This window comes from Collinsella sp. AM29-10AC, assembly GCF_003469085.1.
Taxonomy (GTDB): Bacteria; Actinomycetota; Coriobacteriia; order Coriobacteriales; family Coriobacteriaceae; genus Collinsella.
The window spans coordinates 24,276-40,942 of record NZ_QSKB01000010.1 but is presented as its reverse complement, the minus strand read 5'-3'; the positions used below and the strand labels follow the sequence as shown (position 1 = coordinate 40,942).

The following is a 16,667-nucleotide window of genomic DNA, read 5'->3' as shown; positions in this document are numbered from 1 at the left end:
ACGGCATTTGGTGCCCAAGCCTCAGCCTCCCATCACGACATAGGGGCTGTAATCGAAGCACAGCGTCATGAGTCGCTGCGGGGACTCAATGGCCGCGGCGATGATATCGGCATCTCGAGCTCGGTCAAATCCCACGAGCTCAATTTGATACGAGACGTCTTCCATTTTATGGAGTATCCGGTTATTCAGGAGGTTCTCACCGTCGAATTCCTCGGTTTTGCCTCCGTCCGAGGTTACGGCATACAGGTGCAGTTTTGCGGTGGTCGCAGGGTCGGCGACCGTGAGGTTGTCGATTTGGTTGGCCGTGCCCTTTGCCCCAAGCAAGGTGAGCAAGGTGGGGGCTACGACCTCGCCCGATGGCAGAAAAACAACTTCGACGGTTTTAGGGAATGCGATAATGGCTGCTTTGCGGACGGGCTTATCGGCAGCGGTGGCCTCAATGCTCGCGGCGTCGACGGTTTCCGTGCGGTCGAGCGCGACCATCATGCAACAATTGCCCTCGTCGATGTCTGCCGGCATGGGACACCCCAAGTTTTCGCCAGCTTGCGTGCAGCCCACTGCGGTGGCTGTTTCGCTTGGCTCGCTGAAAGTGGCTGAAGGACCGCTCGATGGCGGTGTTATGCCGCCTGGTGCGCCATTGTCCCCAGGCGCTATTTCACCGCTGCTCTCGCTGGAGTCGCTTGCGATGTCACCCGTCGAGGGGGCGAGTCCGACCGCTCCTACTCCGCTCCATTCCATCTCGAGGAGCGCCGGATCGACAAGGACGTGATGCACATCTTGCGTTTCGGCACTGATATCGACAGGACCGGGATCTGCCCCTCGCGTCAGGCTGAGCGATCCGGTCCGCTGTTTGCCCCGAATCTCCTGGCTTTCTGTGCCGCTCGCGTAGAACATCAGAGCGATCTCGCCATTTGCCGTGGCGTCGGTGCCCGCCTTGGTCATTTTCAGCGATGCGGTGAATGAGATAGCGGGCTGCGTGCCATCGGCGCTCGAGGGGACGCAGCCCAGGCATACACCCCCTCCGTTTTCGAAAAACGTGCTGTCGAAGGCGACTGTTGCCCCGTCCGCCGAGTCATCGGACAGGGTGATGTCGAGGCGCAGCTCCACGTCGCAGGAATCGCCATCGGCATCAGTTGCAGCTGCGCGCCATGTGCAGATAATGCATCCCGTTAGGGGGCCGTCCGCTGTGCTCGAGCGCTCGGTATCCACGACTATCGAGCTGTTCGTGCAGCGACGGAGGCACCCCGAGGCCGAAATGCTTGCCTGCGCAAGCGAGAAGCGTTGGCGCGCGATGGTGCTCATCTGGTTTGTGGCGAGACAGTTGACGGCAGGTAAGGGGACGTCCACGGCGGGTGTCGCTAGAGCGGCGACGGGCATGCCGGTGGCAAGCGCACTGCAGAGCGCGGCAACGGGCAAAAGGTTCTTTGATGCCATGGGTTCTCCTTACCTGTTCTGGACGGTCTCGATTATCGCGGCTACTGGCTGCGTTTGATGCGCAGACCAAGGCCGATGGCGCTAGCGCCTGCCGTGGCGATTCCTGCTGCCAGGAGCTGTCGCGTGTCGCTCGTTTGCGCTAGGGGTTCATGTTGGCCACTGCGTTCGAGTTCCGATAGATCGACAGTTACCTGCGTGGCAGCCTGCGCCTGCTCTTGTTGGGCAAAAGCGGCGATCGGGGCAAACGTTGCAACGCCGATGATGACGGCAAGGACAATTGCCTTAGGCCGTGTGCGCACCGGGCTCGACCGTCCACGTAATGGTTGCGACCTGGTCGCCCGTGCCGGTCACATGGAAGATGTCTCGCGTGACGCGGGCGACAGCGCCGCTCGTCTTAAGCTTAATCTTGTCCGTACCATCGGCGATGCCCTGGTAGCCCATGTCGAAGGATGCATTTTTGGAAAGGTCGAGGCCCGCTTCCTGCGTCGCGGCGTGGGCGTCTTGGAGTGCCTTGTCTGGGCCGACCTTAAAATCGATGGAGTTCTGGGCGGTCCCCGTCTTGGCGTCGGCGACGATGCTCCAGGACTTCTGGGCGGCAATCTTCATGTTGGTAACATGGATGCCATAGGCCGAAAGATTGTCGATGGTGGTTGTATTCTCGGAAGGGCCCTGGAGCGTGCCGTCTGCCTTAGCGACGAACGGAATGACGGTCGGGGCTTTGAACTTGATGTTGTCGATTTCGGTCCTGATGGTCACGTTGGTGGTTCCAGTGCGTCCCTCCGCCAGGGCGGTGGTCGGCGCGGCGCCCATTGCGAGTGCGAGCGCCAGCCCTGCGCCCGCGACGAGCACCCTGGCCCCGCTCAAATTCCCGGTGATGTCCATAATCGTTCCTTTCTATTCGTCACGGACCGTTTCCGTGAGGGTTAGACGAAAGCGGCACGGGTGCGCATTTTCATAACAGGTGGCAGGTCTAGTCTTCTGTCTGCGCAACCCGCACCTTGATGCGCGTGGGATTGCCATGGGCGTCGTAGGTCTTGGCGTCGAGCGCTTGAATCTCGATATACGCCTCGCCTTCTTTGATGTCGCCTGCGGGGCAGGTCTCAACGGTCTTGCCGGTCTCGACCACCCCCGATTCATAGATGGTCTCGTCGTTTTGGATCACGCGGAAACGCTGGGGAAACTTGTTATCCTGGACGTTTTGCACGTTGACGCGCAGCTTGCCGCCTTTTTGTAGCTGGGCGACCGGTGCGACCGAGATTGTCATCATGTTGTCGCGGACGATGGCATCGAGCTCGTCCTGGATTTCCTGGCGCGACTTACCCTCCGCCGCTGTGACCGAGGCACCTGTCTCGGCGACAGGCTTTGACTGCCAGGCGTAAAGGCCGACGGCGATAAGGGCGCAGGCGATGGCCAGGCAGACAACGCCGAGCCTTTTTCGATGTTTTGACCCTAGGGGGCTCGACTGCTTCCTTACGCTCATGCGGCATCCTTAGTGGTATAGACGCGCGCGAACGTGGACGGATCGGCGCCAAAGAGCATGTGGAGCATGAGGCGTCGCGAGTAGATGAGCTCGTCGAAGTTTGGGTCGAGTTTGATGTCGTGGATGTGGGCGATGTGGTGGGCGAGTGCCGAAAACGATTCGGGATCGCAAATCACGTCGGTGGTGACGTGATAGACAACCGCATCGGGAAATGCCTCCTCATCGAAGGGCAGAAGATATGGGTCATCGTCAACTTCGATGGCGATGCCGTACTGGGGCCAGTAATATGCCATGGGAACCTCCCTGTTTTTGGGCCAAACCTTCTATTGGTTTTGGCTGTCGATGCCGACCGTATCAGCCACAACTTGACCAATTTCTGACCAAATGCTTGACGGGTTTACATCGCCGCAGGTGAGAGACGCTAAAAAATATCTCAAGTTTTTTCGAGCGCCAATTGTGTGCGTGGCTGCGATGGAAAGGAGCGCGTTAAATAGAGCGCCTGCCGAGAAAACGCCGCCGCTCGCCGAATTGCGCAAACGTAAAATTCGCCAATTATGGAGACGGTCTCAGTCACGTCGACGAAACGATGCGGTAACATCTCCCTGCAAACACTGTAGTTAACTAAAGGGGGAGTTCGCGTGTCTGCAGCCATCAAACCCTTCGGCGACGAGTTCGAAGAATATGGTCGCGATGAATCTCGCACATCGGGCGAGGCGTCGAGCATCTCGTTTCCGACAACGGAGGACGAAGTTCGCGCCATTCTGCGAAAGCTCCATGCCGAGCATGTTCCGATAACGGTCCAGGGTGCTCGGACCGGTCTGGCTGCCGGTGCCGTGCCTCACGGCGGACATATCCTCAACACTTCTCGTATGAATCGCTACCTGGGTCTTCGCCGCGACGAGCGAGGCCGTTTTCTGCTGCGCGTGGAGCCGGGCGTCGTGCTTTCGGAGTTGCGCAAGCAGCTGGGTAAGAAGGCATTGCCGACCGCTGACTGGGATCAGGTGTCGCTTGAGGCCTATGAGGAGTTCCAGGCAGCTCCTGAGCAGTTCTTTCCCACCGATCCCACCGAGGCATCTGCCTGCCTGGGTGGCATGGCGGCGTGCAATGCCTCCGGTGCCCGCAGTTACGCCTACGGCCCCATGCGCCCGCACGTTACGGGGCTTCACGTGGCACTGGCGGACGGCGACCTGCTTGAGCTTCATCGAGGTCAGGCGCACGCTGACGCACGCCACTTGTCGCTCGTGACAGCGGAAGGCCGCGCGCTCGAGCTGGATCTTCCTGGCTATACCATGCCCAAGACCAAAAACGCGTCGGGTTATTTCGTTTCGGACGATATGGACGCCATCGACCTCTTTATCGGTGCGTGCGGCACACTCGGCGTCATTACCGAGCTCGAGATTGCCTTGCAGGCGGCACCTTCGGTCGTATGGGGTGTGAGCTGCTTTTTCGACAGCGAGGACAAGGCGGTGTCCTTTACCGATTCCGTGCGCCCCGTGCTGTCCCATGCCGCCGCTATTGAGTATTTCGATGCCGGCGCCTTGGATATCCTTCGCCGCCAGCGCGAGCAGTCGACCGCGTTTGCCTCGCTGCCGGCACTCGACGATGAGGCAAAGGTCTGTGTTTACGTGGAACTCGACTGCGACGACGAGGCGCAAGCGACCGAGGAGCTGTACCACCTGGGATGGGTTTTGGAGCTTGCGGGCGGCCACGACGACGCGACCTGGGTTGCACGCACCGAGGTCGATCGCGAATGCCAGCGGTTCTTCCGCCACGCCGTTCCCGAGAGCGTCAACATGCTCATCGACGAGCGCCGCCGCACCGACCCCACCATTACCAAGCTGGGGTCGGATATGTCGGTGCCCAACACGCGCCTGGCCGATGTCGTTGCCCTCTATCGCCGCACGCTGGCCGAAAGCGGGCTTGAGTCTGCCGCCTGGGGACATATCGGCAACAACCATCTGCATGTGAATATCCTGCCTCGCGATGCGCAAGACTACCGTCGCGGCGGTGAGCTGTTTGCCCAGTGGGCTGCGGAGGTAACGGCTATGGGCGGCGCCGTCTCTGCCGAGCACGGCGTCGGCAAGATCAAAGCGGGCTTTTTGGAGACGATGTACGGCCACGAGGCCATGGTTGAATCGGCTCGACTCAAGCTGCAGCTCGATCCTGCCGGGCAGCTGGGCCGTGGCAACCTGTTTTCGGAGAAGCTCTTGGATGAACTCGTCCAGAAAGGGGGCGCGTGAAGATGAGTGATTTCCATATGGTGGTGTGCGTCAAGGCGGTGCCGGGAAGCACCGAGGTCAAGATGGACCCCAAAACCAATACCATCGTGCGCGATGGCAAGCAGGCGGTCATTAATCCCTTCGATGCAAGTGCCCTCGAATGTGCGTTGGCGCTCAAGGACGACTTTATCGGCTTTGGCATGGATGTGCGCGTGACGGTGGTATCGATGGGTATCCCTGCAACCGAATTGCTACTGCGCGACTGCATCGCCCGCGGCGCCGATGACGCACTGCTGCTAACCGATCGCGCCTTTGCAGGTGCCGATACCCTGGCAACCACCTATGCCCTCAAGTGCGGCATCGAGGCGCTCGACGAGGACTTCGACCTGCTCATCTGCGGCAAGATGGCGGTGGACGGCGATACGGCCCAGATTGGTCCCGAGCTTGCCGGTGCCTTTGAGATTCCCTGCGTGACCGACGTGAGCTGCGTGCAGAGCGCGGGCTTTACGACCTGTGGTTCACTGGCGCTTGTTCACGGCTGCGATGCCGGCGAGGAGACGGTGTATCTGGAGATGCCGTGCGCGATGACGACCGCCAAGGAGATCGGCCAGCTGCGCATGCCGAGCATCGCCGGCATTCGCGCGGCCGAAGATGCGGATGTGCGGGTGGTCAGTGCTGCCGATGTGCATGCCGACCCTTTGCGCTGCGGCCTTACCGGATCGCCGACGCAGGTCGTGCGCTCGTTTGTGCTCGACCGTGACCAAACGTGCGAGGCCATCGAGGGCACGCCGGTCGAACAGGCGGCAAAGCTTGCCAAGATTATCGAGGGGATGGCATAGATGAGCGGACTGATAATCGATAGCGAGGCATGCGTTGGCTGTGGCCGCTGCGTTCGCGCCTGTGCCTCGGGTGGCATTGTGGTGGAGGGCGAGCGCCCCAACCGCTGCGCCCATGTGACCGACGGCTGCATCTTGTGCGGCGGGTGCGTCGACGCCTGTCCCGTCAACGCCATTTCGATCGAGCGCGACGAGGCCGCCGGCGCGGTTGACCTCGATGCGTATCGAGACATTTGGGTATTCGTTCAGACCGACGAGCACGATGACGTGGCCCCGGTGGCCTACGAGCTCATGGGCAAGGGCCGCGAGCTTGCCGATGCACGCGGCTGTCGCCTGGTGGCGCTGGTCGGCATGGGCCCCGAGGGCTCGCTTGAGGACCTGGAGCATCTGGTTTGCGCCGGTGCGGACGAAGTTCTGGTCTGTCGTGACGAGCGCCTGCGTCAGAACGACGCGGAGGTCTATGCTCGCCTCATCTGCGATTTGGTAGCCGAGCGCAAGCCCGAAGCCATTCTGTACGGTGCGACCGCTTTTGGCCGCGAGCTGGCGCCTGGCGTTGCCGTGCGCCTGCGGACGGGCCTTACGGCCGACTGCACCGTGCTTTCGATGGATACGGAGACGGGCCTGCTGCAACAGACGCGTCCGGCGTTTGGCGGCAACTTGATGGCCACCATTATCTGCCCCAACCACCGTCCCCAGATGGCAACGGTGCGCCCCGGCATTTTTAAGGCGCCCGACTTTGACTATAGCCGCTCCGGAACGATTACCCAGGTATTACTTGCGGAAGACGCCAAGGCTCGTGTCGAGATTTCGATTCCCGCCGAGGAATGGGGCCAGCAGGCTTCGATTGCCGATGCCGAGCGTCTAGTTGTTGTGGGTCGCGGTATTGGCTCCAAGAAAAACCTACCCTTGATGCGAAAGCTCGCCGAAGCCCTGGGTGCCGAGCTCGGCTGCACGCGACCCGTCGTGGAGGCGGGCTGGCTGGAGTATCGCCACCAGATTGGCCAGACGGGCGTGTCGGTTTCGCCCAAGCTCCTTGTGAGCATCGGCGTTTCGGGTGCCATCCAGCATCTTGCCGGCATCGGCGGTGCGGAGTGCATCATCGCCGTCAACGAGGACCCAGATGCCCCCATCTTCGGCGCTGCGCAGTATAAAGTTGTCGGCGACGCCGTCGAAGTCGTCGAAGAGCTCCTGGCCCAGCTCGAACACTAGGCGCCGGTCAGCCAAGCGCGCATCTCCTTCTTTAAGCGCTCCCAGGTCGCTTGCGTGGCGGGATCGGTAAAGGGGCGCGTGATACCAAAGGGCGCGTCGAGCAGGCGGTAGATATCGCCCTGCTCGCGCGCCAGCGCGCGGCTTGCCGGATAGACAAGCTCAAACATAAAGCAGATAAGCCCCACCAAGTAGTCCGCGGGCTCATTGCGCTCATCGCGCGTGACGCAGCGGTGCTCGTCAAAGGCGGCCAGCGTCGGTGCCGAGAAGTGGCTGGCAAGAAACGCGTCCTCATTTACTTTGAGGATGGTGTCGACGGTACTGTCGGCGATGGTGCGCATGATGTCGATCTTGTCGCCATCGCGCACAATATCGCAGAAGCGCCGCGTGCGCTCGCCGAGCTGCGCGGGCAGACGGAAATCGCTGTGATAGGCAATGCTCGCTCGAATGAGTTCGTCTTCTACCGGATCGTCGATAAAGTCGCGGATACTTGTTGTCGCGGGCGTGTCTGCAGGGTTTTCGCCAAAGAGAACCTCGACGCCCAACGCCGCATGGCTCATGCTCTCGGCATCCTTAAACGTATCCCAGCGTCGCAGCTGCTCAAAGCGGCCCATATCGTGCAGCAGGCCGCAAAGCCACGCCAAGTCAATGTCCTGCGGTGACCAGCCCTGTTCGCGTGCCACGGCATCGCATGCCTCGGCAACGTGGTACGTATGCTCGATTTTGAGCGCGATACGCGGATTGGCGGCATCGTAGGCATCGGTGTAGGTCTTGAAGGCCGCGGCAGCCCGCGTTCGATCGATAGCTGTCATAATGACTTCCTAAAAAGTTGTGTCTTTCTGTGTCTTTCGATCCGGTGGCAATTGTAGGTGAACTCGGTTGCCATCGGGCGATGGTTCTGCCGTGTCGTTGAATGCGGCTCGGAAATCTTGTCGGGACGAGGAACGCTATGGTGCTCAAAATCGTTAAAACCGTCTGGCCGGTGATGCTTACCTATGTTGCGATAGCCGCGCCGTGCGGAATGATTATGGCGCAGACGGGAATGGAACCCTGGATGGTTTTTGCTCTGAGCAGCACGTTCGTGACGGGCAGCGGGCAGTTTATGATCTGCAATCTGTGGCTGGCGGGTGTGCCTGAGGCGTCGATCGTCGCGAGCGTCGCCGCAATCTCCTCGCGCTTTGCGCTTTACTCGGCATCGATCGCACCGCATCTGAGGGGTGCCTCGAAGCGTCAGACGCTGGCTGTTGCCGCGACGCTTACCGAGGAGGCATATGGCATCTCGCTTGCCAAGTTGGTTAAAGGGGAGGATTGGGGTCCGCTCGAGTCCTTTGTGCTCAGCGTGATCCTCATCGCAATATGGGGCGTTTCGTGTACGACGGGCGCCATCGTCGGCGCCGTTGTCGATGTTCCCACCGCTATTGCGGGTTTTGTCTGCACATCGCTCTTTATCTGCCTACTCTTTTCGCAGCGACTGTCGCGCGGCAATGTCGTAGCTGCCGGTTTGGCTGCGGTGTCCGTCGCCATATGCAAGTTCTGGGGGTGGACGAATATCGCCGTGCCGGCAAGTGTACTCGTCGGCGTTGTCACGGCACTCGCGTGCGATGTCCTCGCCGAGGGAAGGGGCGCTCGCGATGCCCGTTAATGAGTTTTTGGTCCTATGGCTATCGTCATGGGCGGCCATCGCGTTTTTCCGCATTGCCCCGGCGTTTGCCTTGCGCGGGAGAACGCTGTCGCCCCGCGTTACCGAGGCCTTGGGTTATATTCCGCCTGCCGCCTTTGCGGCGCTGGTCGCCAACGATTTGATAAGCCCTGGCGCTTTCGACGCCGGCTTGTGGCAGGGCTTGATTCCCTGGATTGCGGCCGCCGGCGTCGTGGCGGTGGCAATCAAGACAAAGTCGATGTTGTGGTGCTGCGTCTCGGGCATCGTGTTCTATATCGTTTTGAGCCTCATATAAGAGCGGGGCACGTTTAGCGTCCCGGCACAACGAATCGAATTTCTCACCGAGGCGGTCTGCTTCTTCTGGTACCATGGTCAAACTTTACTGTAGCAAAGTGTGACGTGGGCTTTTGTTCTGCGTCGGCGGAAATGGGGGTTTCATGGCACAGGAAGCGACCGCCAACGAGCAAAAGAAATTCAAAGTCCCGCGTATCCCGGGTGACATCATGATCTACCCGATGATCGTTGGCCTTTTGCTCAATACCTTCTGCCCGCAGGTCTTTGAGATCGGCGGCTTCTTTACCGCCGCCTGCCGCGGTGGTTCCAACACCATCGTTGCCGCGATCCTGCTGTTTGTGGGTGCCGGCATCAGCTTTAAGTCCACGCCGGGCGCTATCAAGACCGGCATCGTCGTGCTGATCCCCAAGCTTGTTGTTGCGGCCGCGTTGGGCCTGGGCGTCGCGTACTTCTTTAACGATAACCTTTTGGGTCTGAGCTCGGTCTCCATCATCGGCGGCATTACGTTTTGCAACATGGCGCTCTACACGGGCATCATGGGCGAGTTCGGCGATGAGTCCGAGCAGGGCGCCGTCGGTATCCTGTTCTTTACGGCCGGCCCCGCCGTCACGATGATCATCCTCGGTGTCTCGGGTCTCGCCAACATCCCCGTCGGCACCATCATCGGCTCCATTTTGCCGCTCGTTATCGGTATGGTTCTGGGCAACCTCTTCCCGTTCATCAAGAACCTGCTGGTCCCCGGCGCCAATCCCGCGATCGCTGTCATCGGTTTTCAGCTCGGTGCGTCCATGAGCCTGTCGAGCTTTATCACCGGCGGCATCTCGGGCATCCTGCTGGGCCTCATCACGCTCTTTATCGTCGGCCCCATCACCTTTGCGTTCGAGCGCCTGTGCGGTGGTAACGGCAAGGCGGCAGTTGCCTGCTCCACTATCGCCGGCACGGCTATGACCACGCCGGTCGCCCTCGCCGAGGTCGCTCCGCGCTATGCCGAGCTTGCGCCCACCGCGTATGCGCAGATCGCCACCGCCGTCATCATCACGGCAATCATGGCCCCGATTCTGACCGGCTGGGTCGACAAGAAGTTCTGCCAGGGCAAGGAGGATCTGTCGCCTGCCGGTGTCGAGGCCATCGAGGAGGCCGTCGCGACCGACATCGATGGCGAATAGCAATCGCTACCAATCAATGATGCCGGCGTGCAACTCGCGCCGTTTGAGCGTCCGAACGAAAGCTGTCTTGCAGTGACGTTCGGGCGCTCTGCTATGATTCCCCTTACCCCTGCGGAGTAGGGGGTGTTTGTTGCCCAGATTCGAATTGGGCGATTCTGACCACTTGGATATTGAAGGGATGGCGTCTAGTGGTTAAGGCACTCAAGATTGAGATATTCCTGCTATGCATGATTGTTCTTATCGGGCTTGCCGCGCGAAGTCGTCGCTCCTTGTTCTCGAGTACCCAGCAGCTCTTGTTTAGCATGCTCGGCTATACCTCTGCTGCCTACATTTTCTTCGATATGATCTGGACGCTCTCGGACGGCGTGAGCACTCCTGTAGGCATCACGGCCAACTGGATTTCCAACGCGGTCTCGTTTTCGCTGTTCGCCATCGCGTGCCTCATTTGGTTTTTCTATTCCGAGACAGTGCAGGGCTCTCGCCTTTTGACCGCGCGCTATAGGGTTGCGATCGTGACGTTGCCAACCGTATTGGTGGTCGTGCTGGCATTTACCAGCTACTGGACGCACACTATGTTCTATATCGATGCGCAGGGCGTATATCGTCGCGGAGCGCTTTATATGATTCAACCTATCGTGAGCTACTGCTACATCATATATACGTCCTTGCATGCCTTTATTCAGGCTCGAAAAGTCGAAAGCTTGCAAACGAAGGCCATTTATCGCACCCTCGCCTTTTTTGTGGTTCCCGCTCTGGTGGGCGGTACCTTCCAGGTTTTGTTTTCGGTACCGGGCCTTTGTGTCGGTATAACGCTGAGCATCCTGCTGCTCTACATCATCTACCAGGAGCAGCTGATCTCGACCGACCCGTTGACTGGCCTCAACAATCGCAACCGTTTTGAGACCTATATGCTGTCGCTCTTTTCAAATGTGGATCAGGCCGAAGATGTATATCTGCTTATGATGGACGCTGACGGCTTTAAGCAGATTAACGACCGGTATGGACATGTTGAGGGCGATCATGCCCTCCAGGTCATATCTGCTACGCTCAAAGAGGTCTGCTCGGCGTCTGGTGGCTTTATCGCACGTTATGGCGGCGATGAGTTCGTGGTGCTTCAAAAGGTGACGGCGGAGCAGGACATCATGCGTCTGTGCGCGACAATCAACGACGAGCTCGCACGCGCCGAGGTTCCGTATTTGTTGCGGATGTCCATCGGCTATGCACGGGTCGGTGACGGTGTCGATACCTGGCAAGACTTACTTCGCGCTGCCGACGCGGAGCTCTACCGCGTCAAGGCCGAGAAAAAGAAGTCCGGCGTCCAGATACGCTAGAAAAAGGGGCACACGCTTGCGTGCATGGTGGCCCTCGGCTCTCCGATGTACTCCATTAAACTAAAGTATATGAATCCCCTCTGCTAAATAGGGCAGCTCGTTAGACCTTTTTGGGTTTGTTGACGATGATGATGCCGGCGCAGACCAACAGTAGGGCAACGATGACGGTAACGGGGCTCGTGCCAGCGCCCTCGCCGAGCAGCAGCGCGCTCAGCACCACACCAAAGACGGGGTTCATAAACCCAAAGACCGAGACGCGGCTGACGGGGTTGACGGCAAGCAGGCGCGACCACAGCGAGTACGCGACTGCGGAGATGAGTGCCATATAGATGATGAGTGCGATGGCGGGGGCAATCGCCGTGGGGGAGAGCGCACCGCCCATCAAAAAGCCGATGGCGGTAAGGACCAAGCCACCGACTAAAAACTGCCAGCCGGCGAGCAAGACGCCGTCGTGCTCGCGCGAGAAGATGCCAATGAGGCAGGTCGAAAGGGCACCCGCGACGGTGGAGGCTAGGATAAAGCCCTCGCCGTCGAGCGTAAAGCCAAAGGTGCCGTCTGCGCCCGAAAGGTTGACGAGCGCGACGCCGGCAAAGCCCAGCATACAGCCAAGCACCTTGGCCGTATCGAGCTCCTCGGTGCGAAACGCCAGGGCGGCAAAGAGGATTGCGAGGAAGTTGGCGCTGGCTTCGATGATGGAACTCGACATGGCGCTTGCACGGGAGAGTCCCAGGTAGAAAAAGAAGTACTGCCCGATAGTCTGGAAGAGCGACAAGATGCAGATGGGTTTGATATCGCGCGCTTGCGGAACGAGTGGACGGCGCTGAGCCGCGCTCATCCCGACGATAACCAGGGCGCCGGCAAGCGTAAAGCGCAAACCTGCGAAGAGCAGCTGCGAGGCGCCGTCGTGCGAGGGAATGCCAAAGAGGCCGTAGCCGATCTTGATGCAGGGGAAAGCCGATCCCCAGAGCGCGCAGCAGACGAGGCAGCCCAGGACGAGTCCGGGCAGGGTGGCGAGATACGGCTTGCGGCTTTCCATGATGTCCTTCCTGTATGCGTGAAGCAAAAAAGAACCCGCCACCGGGTGTGCCGGTGGCGGGTGTTGTTACCCGAGGGGATTGTACCCGATGGGACGCATTAAGCGAAGTAGGCCACGCCGCTCTCAAAGATCGGCATGAACTTATCGCCAGGGACATGCTCGGGCACGTTGCGGTACAGGTTGTCGCCGCGACGCTCGGCATGGCCCATCTTGCCCAGGACGCGGCCGTCGGGGCTCGTGATGCCCTCGATGGCGAGTGCGGAGCCGTTGGGGTTGACGGAAAGATCCATGCTGGGCTTGCCGTCTTCGCCCACGTACTGCGTGGCGACCTGGCCGTTGGCGATGAGCTGGGCGAGCACCTCGTCGTTGGCGACAAAGCGGCCCTCGCCGTGGCTGATGGCGACGGTGTAGGGGTCGTCCAGGCTGCACTGCGACAGCCACGGGGACAGGTTGGACGAGATACGGGTGCGCACCAGACGGCTCTGATGGCGACCGATGGTGTTGAACGTCAGCGTGGGCGCATCGGGCGTGGCGTCGACGATGTCGCCGTAGGGCACCAGGCCGAGCTTGACCAGGGCCTGGAAGCCGTTGCAAATGCCCAGCATCAGGCCGTCGCGGGCCTGGAGCAGGTCGCGGACTGCTTCGGTGACCTCGGGAGCGCGGAAGAACGCCGTGATGAACTTCGCGGAGCCATCGGGCTCGTCGCCGCCCGAGAAGCCGCCGGGGATCATGACGATCTGGCTTGCACGGATGCGGCGGGCAAGCTCGTGGGTGCTCTCGGCGACGGCCTCGGGCGTGAGGTTGTTGATCACGAAGGTGTCGGCCTCGGCACCGGCGGCACGGAAGGCGCGGGCGCTGTCGTACTCGCAGTTGTTGCCGGGGAACACGGGGATGATCACGCGCGGGCGGGCGATCTTGGCGCCGCCGTACACGTGGATGTCCTTGGCGCGGAAGTCGATGGTCTCGACCTCGGGGGTCTCGCCGGCGCTGCGGTAGGCGAAGACGCTCTCGATGCCGCTCTCCCAGGCTTCCTGGAGCTCGGCGAGCTCGATGACCTCGGAGCCGGTGTCGATGACATAGCCCTCGACGGTGGTGCCCAGGGGCTCGACGACAACGCCGTCGGCGACCTCGGGCAGCTCGGCGTCCTCGGCGAGCTCGACGATAAAGCTGCCGTAGAGCGGGGTGAAGAGGCTCTCCACGTCCACATCCTCGGCAAGCTCGATGCCGATCTGGTTGCCGACGCACATCTTAAAGAGGCTCTCGGCGCCGCAGCCGTAGCCGGGCGTGGAGACGGCCAGGGCGTCGCCAGTGGCGGTGAGCGCCTCGACGGCGTCAAACGCGGCGAGCAACTGCTGGGCGTCGGGTCGGTAGTCCTCACCGTAGGTAGCGGGGGCGATGCGGACGACGCGGTGCGTCAGGCCCTTGAACTCAGGGGAGACGGCGCGCGCCGCGCGGCCCACGGCCACAGCGAAGCTGATCAGAGTCGGCGGAACGTTGAGCTCGCCGGCTTCGTCCTCAAACGAGCCGCTCATGGAATCCTTGCCACCGATGGCGCCGGCACCCAGGTCGACTTGGGCCATGAGGGCGCCCAGGACGGCCGCCGTGGGCTTGCCCCAGCGTTCGGCCTCGGTGCGCAGACGCTCGAAGTACTCCTGGAAGGAGAGATAGGCGCGCTTGTGCTCAAAGCCGGCAGCCACGAGCTTGGCGATGGACTCGACCACGGACAGGTAGGCGCCAGCAAACTGGTCGGCTTCCATCAGGTAGGGGTTGAAGCCCCATGCCATGGCGCTTGCCGTGGTGGTCTCGCCGTCCACGGGGAACTTGGCGACCATGGCCGAGCTCGGGGTGAGCTGCGTCTTGCCGCCAAAAGGCATGAGCACGGTCGCGGCACCGATGGTGGAGTCGAAGCGCTCGGAAAGGCCCTTGTTGGAGGCAACGTTGAGGTCGGTGACAAGCGAGGTCATGCGCTCGGCAAGTGTGGTGCCGGCCCAGCTGGGCTGCCACACGCTGCGGGCGCACACGTGGGCGACCTGGTGCTTGGGTGCGCCGTTGGAGTTGAGGAACTCGCGGGATAGGTCGACGATGGCGACACCGTTCCAGGCCATGCGCATGCGCGGCTCGGCGGTAACCTCGGCGATAACGGTCGCCTCCAGGTTCTCCTCGGCGGCGTAGCCCATGAACTCCTCGACGTCACCGTCGGCGACGGCGCAGGCCATACGCTCCTGGGACTCGGAGATGGCGAGCTCGGTGCCGTCCAGGCCGTCGTACTTCTTGGTCACGGTGTCCAGGTCGACATACAGGCCGTCGGCAAGCTCGCCCACGGCGACCGAGACGCCGCCGGCGCCAAAGTCGTTGCAGCGCTTGATCAGGCGACAGGCGTCGCCGCGGCGGAAGAGGCGCTGCAGCTTGCGCTCGACCGGGGCGTTGCCCTTCTGGACCTCGGCGCCCGAGGTCTCGATGGACTCGGTGTTCTGGGTCTTGGAGGAGCCGGTGGCACCACCGATGCCGTCACGGCCGGTGCGGCCGCCCAGCAGGATAATCTTGTCGGTGGGGGCGGGGCACTCGCGACGCACGTGGTTTGCCGGGGTAGCGCCCACGACGGCGCCGACCTCCATGCGCTTGGCCACGTAGCCGGGGTGATAGAGCTCGTTGACCTGGCCGGTGGCAAGGCCGATCTGGTTGCCGTAGCTGGAGTAGCCGGCGGCGGCGGTGGTTACGAGCTTGCGCTGCGGCAGCTTGCCCTCGAGCGTCTCGGAAACCGGGACGGTGGGGTCGCCGGCGCCGGTGACGCGCATGGCTTGGTACACATAGCTGCGGCCCGAGAGCGGGTCGCGGATGGCGCCGCCCACGCAGGTGGCGGCACCGCCGAAGGGCTCGATCTCGGTCGGGTGGTTATGGGTCTCGTTCTTAAAGAGGAACAGCCAGTCCTGGTCCTCGCCATCGACATCGACCTTTACCTTGACGGTGCAGGCGTTGATCTCCTCGGACTCATCGACATCGGTCATGACGCCGGTCTTCTTGAGGTACTTGGCGCCGATGGTGCCCATGTCCATGAGGCAGACGGGCTTGGCGTCGCGGCCGAGCTCGTGGCGCATCTCCATGTAGCGGTCGAAGGCCTGCTGCACCACGGCGTCGTCGATCGTCACGTCATCCAGGACGGTGCCGAAGGTAGTGTGGCGGCAGTGGTCGGACCAATAGGTGTCGATCACGCGGATCTCGGTGATGGTGGGGTCGCGATCCTCATCGCGGAAGTACTGCTGGCAGAAGGCAATGTCCGCCTCGTCCATAGCAAGGCCGCGATCGGCGATAAAGGTGGCAAGGCCGGCCTCGTCGAGCTCGCGGAAGCCGTCGAGCACCTCGACGGGTTGGGGCTCGGGCGTCTCCATGTACAGCGTCTCGGGCAAGTCGAGCGAGGCGATGCGCGCCTCGACGGGGTTCACCACGTAGTCCTTGATGGCCTTGATGGCGGCTTCGTCCAGAGCGCCCGAGATCATATAGACCTTGGCGGAGCGCACGGCGGGGCGCTCGCCCTGGCTGATGAGCTGCACGCACTCGCTGGCGGAGTCGGCGCGCTGGTCAAACTGGCCAGGCAGGAATTCGACGGCAAAGACGGCGCTATCGCTTGCGGGGAGCTCGTCGTAGGTCACATCGACCTGGGGCTCGCTAAAGACGGTCGGCACGCAGGAGCGGAAAAGCTCCTCGTCGATGCCCTCGACGTCGTAGCGGTTGATGATCCTCAGGGCCTCGATGCCCTTGATGCCGAGAATCTCGGTCAGCTCGCCCTTGAGCTGCTGAGCCTCGACGTCGAACCCGGGTTTCTTCTCCACGTAAATACGAGAGACCATTGGTTCCTGCCTTCCTGATCGGTTGGGCGTACGGTACGGTATGCGGCAGCGGTCGGTTTGCGGGGTCTGCCCTGCGGTCGCCTTGAGCCACATGTTTGTAAACCTCACTATGATACGACAGCTCGCGGCGCGTTGAGGACGGCGAGGGTGCTACAGTGAT

Annotated in this window: 15 protein-coding genes; 7 read left to right on the top strand and 8 right to left on the bottom strand. The window is 61.5% G+C overall.

The window, feature by feature from the left end; all coding sequences use genetic code 11:
* Positions 1–21: 21 nt before the first annotated feature.
* From DW754_RS04640 to DW754_RS04620, 5 genes are all read right to left on the bottom strand, one after another.
* Entirely contained in the window at positions 22–1,434 is a 1,413-nt protein-coding gene (locus DW754_RS04640) for a hypothetical protein (RefSeq protein WP_117758790.1), read from the bottom strand.
* Between the two features lie 41 nt (positions 1,435–1,475).
* A complete protein-coding gene (locus DW754_RS04635; protein ID WP_117758791.1) occupies positions 1,476–1,733 on the bottom strand; it encodes a hypothetical protein in 258 nt (85 codons plus the stop codon).
* Entirely contained in the window at positions 1,717–2,316 is a 600-nt protein-coding gene (locus tag DW754_RS04630; RefSeq protein WP_117758792.1) for a hypothetical protein, read from the bottom strand. Before DW754_RS04630 ends, DW754_RS04635 begins: the two co-directional genes overlap by 17 nt.
* An 88-nt stretch (positions 2,317–2,404) precedes the next feature.
* Positions 2,405–2,914, bottom strand: coding sequence for a hypothetical protein (locus DW754_RS04625; protein WP_117758793.1), 510 nt, complete (start codon positions 2,912–2,914; stop codon positions 2,405–2,407).
* Positions 2,911–3,207, bottom strand: a complete 297-nt coding sequence (locus tag DW754_RS04620; RefSeq protein ID WP_117758794.1) for a hypothetical protein — start codon at positions 3,205–3,207, stop codon at positions 2,911–2,913. The genes DW754_RS04625 and DW754_RS04620 overlap by 4 nt, the downstream gene beginning before the upstream one ends.
* A gap of 345 nt (positions 3,208–3,552) precedes the next feature.
* Here DW754_RS04620 and DW754_RS04615 point away from each other — a divergent pair, with 345 nt between their 5' ends.
* The 3 genes from DW754_RS04615 to DW754_RS04605 are packed head-to-tail and all read left to right on the top strand — an operon-like array spanning position 3,553 to position 7,178.
* Positions 3,553–5,154 (top strand): FAD-binding oxidoreductase, encoded by a 1,602-nt coding sequence (locus DW754_RS04615; RefSeq protein ID WP_117758795.1) that lies wholly within the window; start codon positions 3,553–3,555, stop codon positions 5,152–5,154.
* A gap of 2 nt (positions 5,155–5,156) precedes the next feature.
* Positions 5,157–5,972: an electron transfer flavoprotein subunit beta/FixA family protein gene (locus DW754_RS04610; protein WP_117758796.1), complete on the top strand. Its 816-nt coding sequence runs from the start codon at positions 5,157–5,159 to the stop codon at positions 5,970–5,972.
* On the top strand, positions 5,973–7,178 hold the full coding sequence (locus DW754_RS04605; protein ID WP_117758797.1) for an electron transfer flavoprotein subunit alpha: 1,206 nt from the start codon (positions 5,973–5,975) through the stop codon (positions 7,176–7,178).
* On the opposite strand, the gene DW754_RS04600 is transcribed toward DW754_RS04605, so the two are convergent.
* Positions 7,175–7,987, bottom strand: a complete 813-nt coding sequence (locus tag DW754_RS04600; RefSeq protein ID WP_117758798.1) for an HD domain-containing protein — start codon at positions 7,985–7,987, stop codon at positions 7,175–7,177. The genes DW754_RS04605 and DW754_RS04600 overlap by 4 nt on opposite strands.
* A 137-nt stretch (positions 7,988–8,124) precedes the next feature.
* Between DW754_RS04600 and DW754_RS04595 the strand changes: the two genes are divergently transcribed.
* The 4 genes from DW754_RS04595 to DW754_RS04580 all read left to right on the top strand — a co-directional run bounded on the left by DW754_RS04595 (position 8,125) and on the right by DW754_RS04580 (position 11,626).
* Positions 8,125–8,817: an AzlC family ABC transporter permease gene (locus tag DW754_RS04595; RefSeq protein ID WP_158561622.1), complete on the top strand. Its 693-nt coding sequence runs from the start codon at positions 8,125–8,127 to the stop codon at positions 8,815–8,817.
* Positions 8,807–9,130: an AzlD domain-containing protein gene (locus DW754_RS04590; protein ID WP_117758800.1), complete on the top strand. Its 324-nt coding sequence runs from the start codon at positions 8,807–8,809 to the stop codon at positions 9,128–9,130. The genes DW754_RS04595 and DW754_RS04590 overlap by 11 nt, the downstream gene beginning before the upstream one ends.
* 142 nt (positions 9,131–9,272) lie before the next feature.
* A complete protein-coding gene (locus DW754_RS04585; protein WP_055250648.1) occupies positions 9,273–10,295 on the top strand; it encodes a 2-keto-3-deoxygluconate permease in 1,023 nt (340 codons plus the stop codon).
* Between the two features lie 188 nt (positions 10,296–10,483).
* Complete coding sequence (locus DW754_RS04580) at positions 10,484–11,626, top strand: diguanylate cyclase (RefSeq protein WP_117758801.1); 1,143 nt, start codon at positions 10,484–10,486, stop codon at positions 11,624–11,626.
* Positions 11,627–11,726: 100 nt separating this feature from the next.
* On the opposite strand, the gene DW754_RS04575 is transcribed toward DW754_RS04580, so the two are convergent.
* Together DW754_RS04575 and DW754_RS04570 are read right to left on the bottom strand one after the other, a co-directional pair.
* Positions 11,727–12,662, bottom strand: a complete 936-nt coding sequence (locus tag DW754_RS04575; protein ID WP_117758802.1) for a DMT family transporter — start codon at positions 12,660–12,662, stop codon at positions 11,727–11,729.
* 98 nt (positions 12,663–12,760) lie between these two features.
* The gene (locus DW754_RS04570; RefSeq protein WP_117758803.1) at positions 12,761–16,507 is read right to left on the bottom strand and encodes a phosphoribosylformylglycinamidine synthase; all 3,747 of its coding nucleotides are present in this window, start codon (positions 16,505–16,507) and stop codon (positions 12,761–12,763) included.
* Positions 16,508–16,667: the final 160 nt, after the last annotated feature.

Excerpts from the sequence above, each read along its gene's own strand:
- DW754_RS04595 (WP_158561622.1), top strand. The coding sequence starts at position 8,125 with ATGGTGCTCAAAATCGTTAAAACCGTCTGGCCGGTGATGCTTACCTAT.
- DW754_RS04605 (WP_117758797.1), top strand. The coding sequence starts at position 5,973 with ATGAGCGGACTGATAATCGATAGCGAGGCATGCGTTGGCTGTGGCCGC.
- DW754_RS04585 (WP_055250648.1), top strand. The coding sequence starts at position 9,273 with ATGGCACAGGAAGCGACCGCCAACGAGCAAAAGAAATTCAAAGTCCCG.
- DW754_RS04640 (WP_117758790.1), bottom strand. The coding sequence starts at position 1,434 with ATGGCATCAAAGAACCTTTTGCCCGTTGCCGCGCTCTGCAGTGCGCTT.
- DW754_RS04570 (WP_117758803.1), bottom strand. The coding sequence starts at position 16,507 with ATGGTCTCTCGTATTTACGTGGAGAAGAAACCCGGGTTCGACGTCGAG.
- DW754_RS04600 (WP_117758798.1), bottom strand. The coding sequence starts at position 7,987 with ATGACAGCTATCGATCGAACGCGGGCTGCCGCGGCCTTCAAGACCTAC.
- DW754_RS04630 (WP_117758792.1), bottom strand. The coding sequence starts at position 2,316 with ATGGACATCACCGGGAATTTGAGCGGGGCCAGGGTGCTCGTCGCGGGC.
- DW754_RS04575 (WP_117758802.1), bottom strand. The coding sequence starts at position 12,662 with ATGGAAAGCCGCAAGCCGTATCTCGCCACCCTGCCCGGACTCGTCCTG.
- DW754_RS04610 (WP_117758796.1), top strand. The coding sequence starts at position 5,157 with ATGAGTGATTTCCATATGGTGGTGTGCGTCAAGGCGGTGCCGGGAAGC.
- DW754_RS04590 (WP_117758800.1), top strand. The coding sequence starts at position 8,807 with ATGCCCGTTAATGAGTTTTTGGTCCTATGGCTATCGTCATGGGCGGCC.
- DW754_RS04625 (WP_117758793.1), bottom strand. The coding sequence starts at position 2,914 with ATGAGCGTAAGGAAGCAGTCGAGCCCCCTAGGGTCAAAACATCGAAAA.
- DW754_RS04620 (WP_117758794.1), bottom strand. The coding sequence starts at position 3,207 with ATGGCATATTACTGGCCCCAGTACGGCATCGCCATCGAAGTTGACGAT.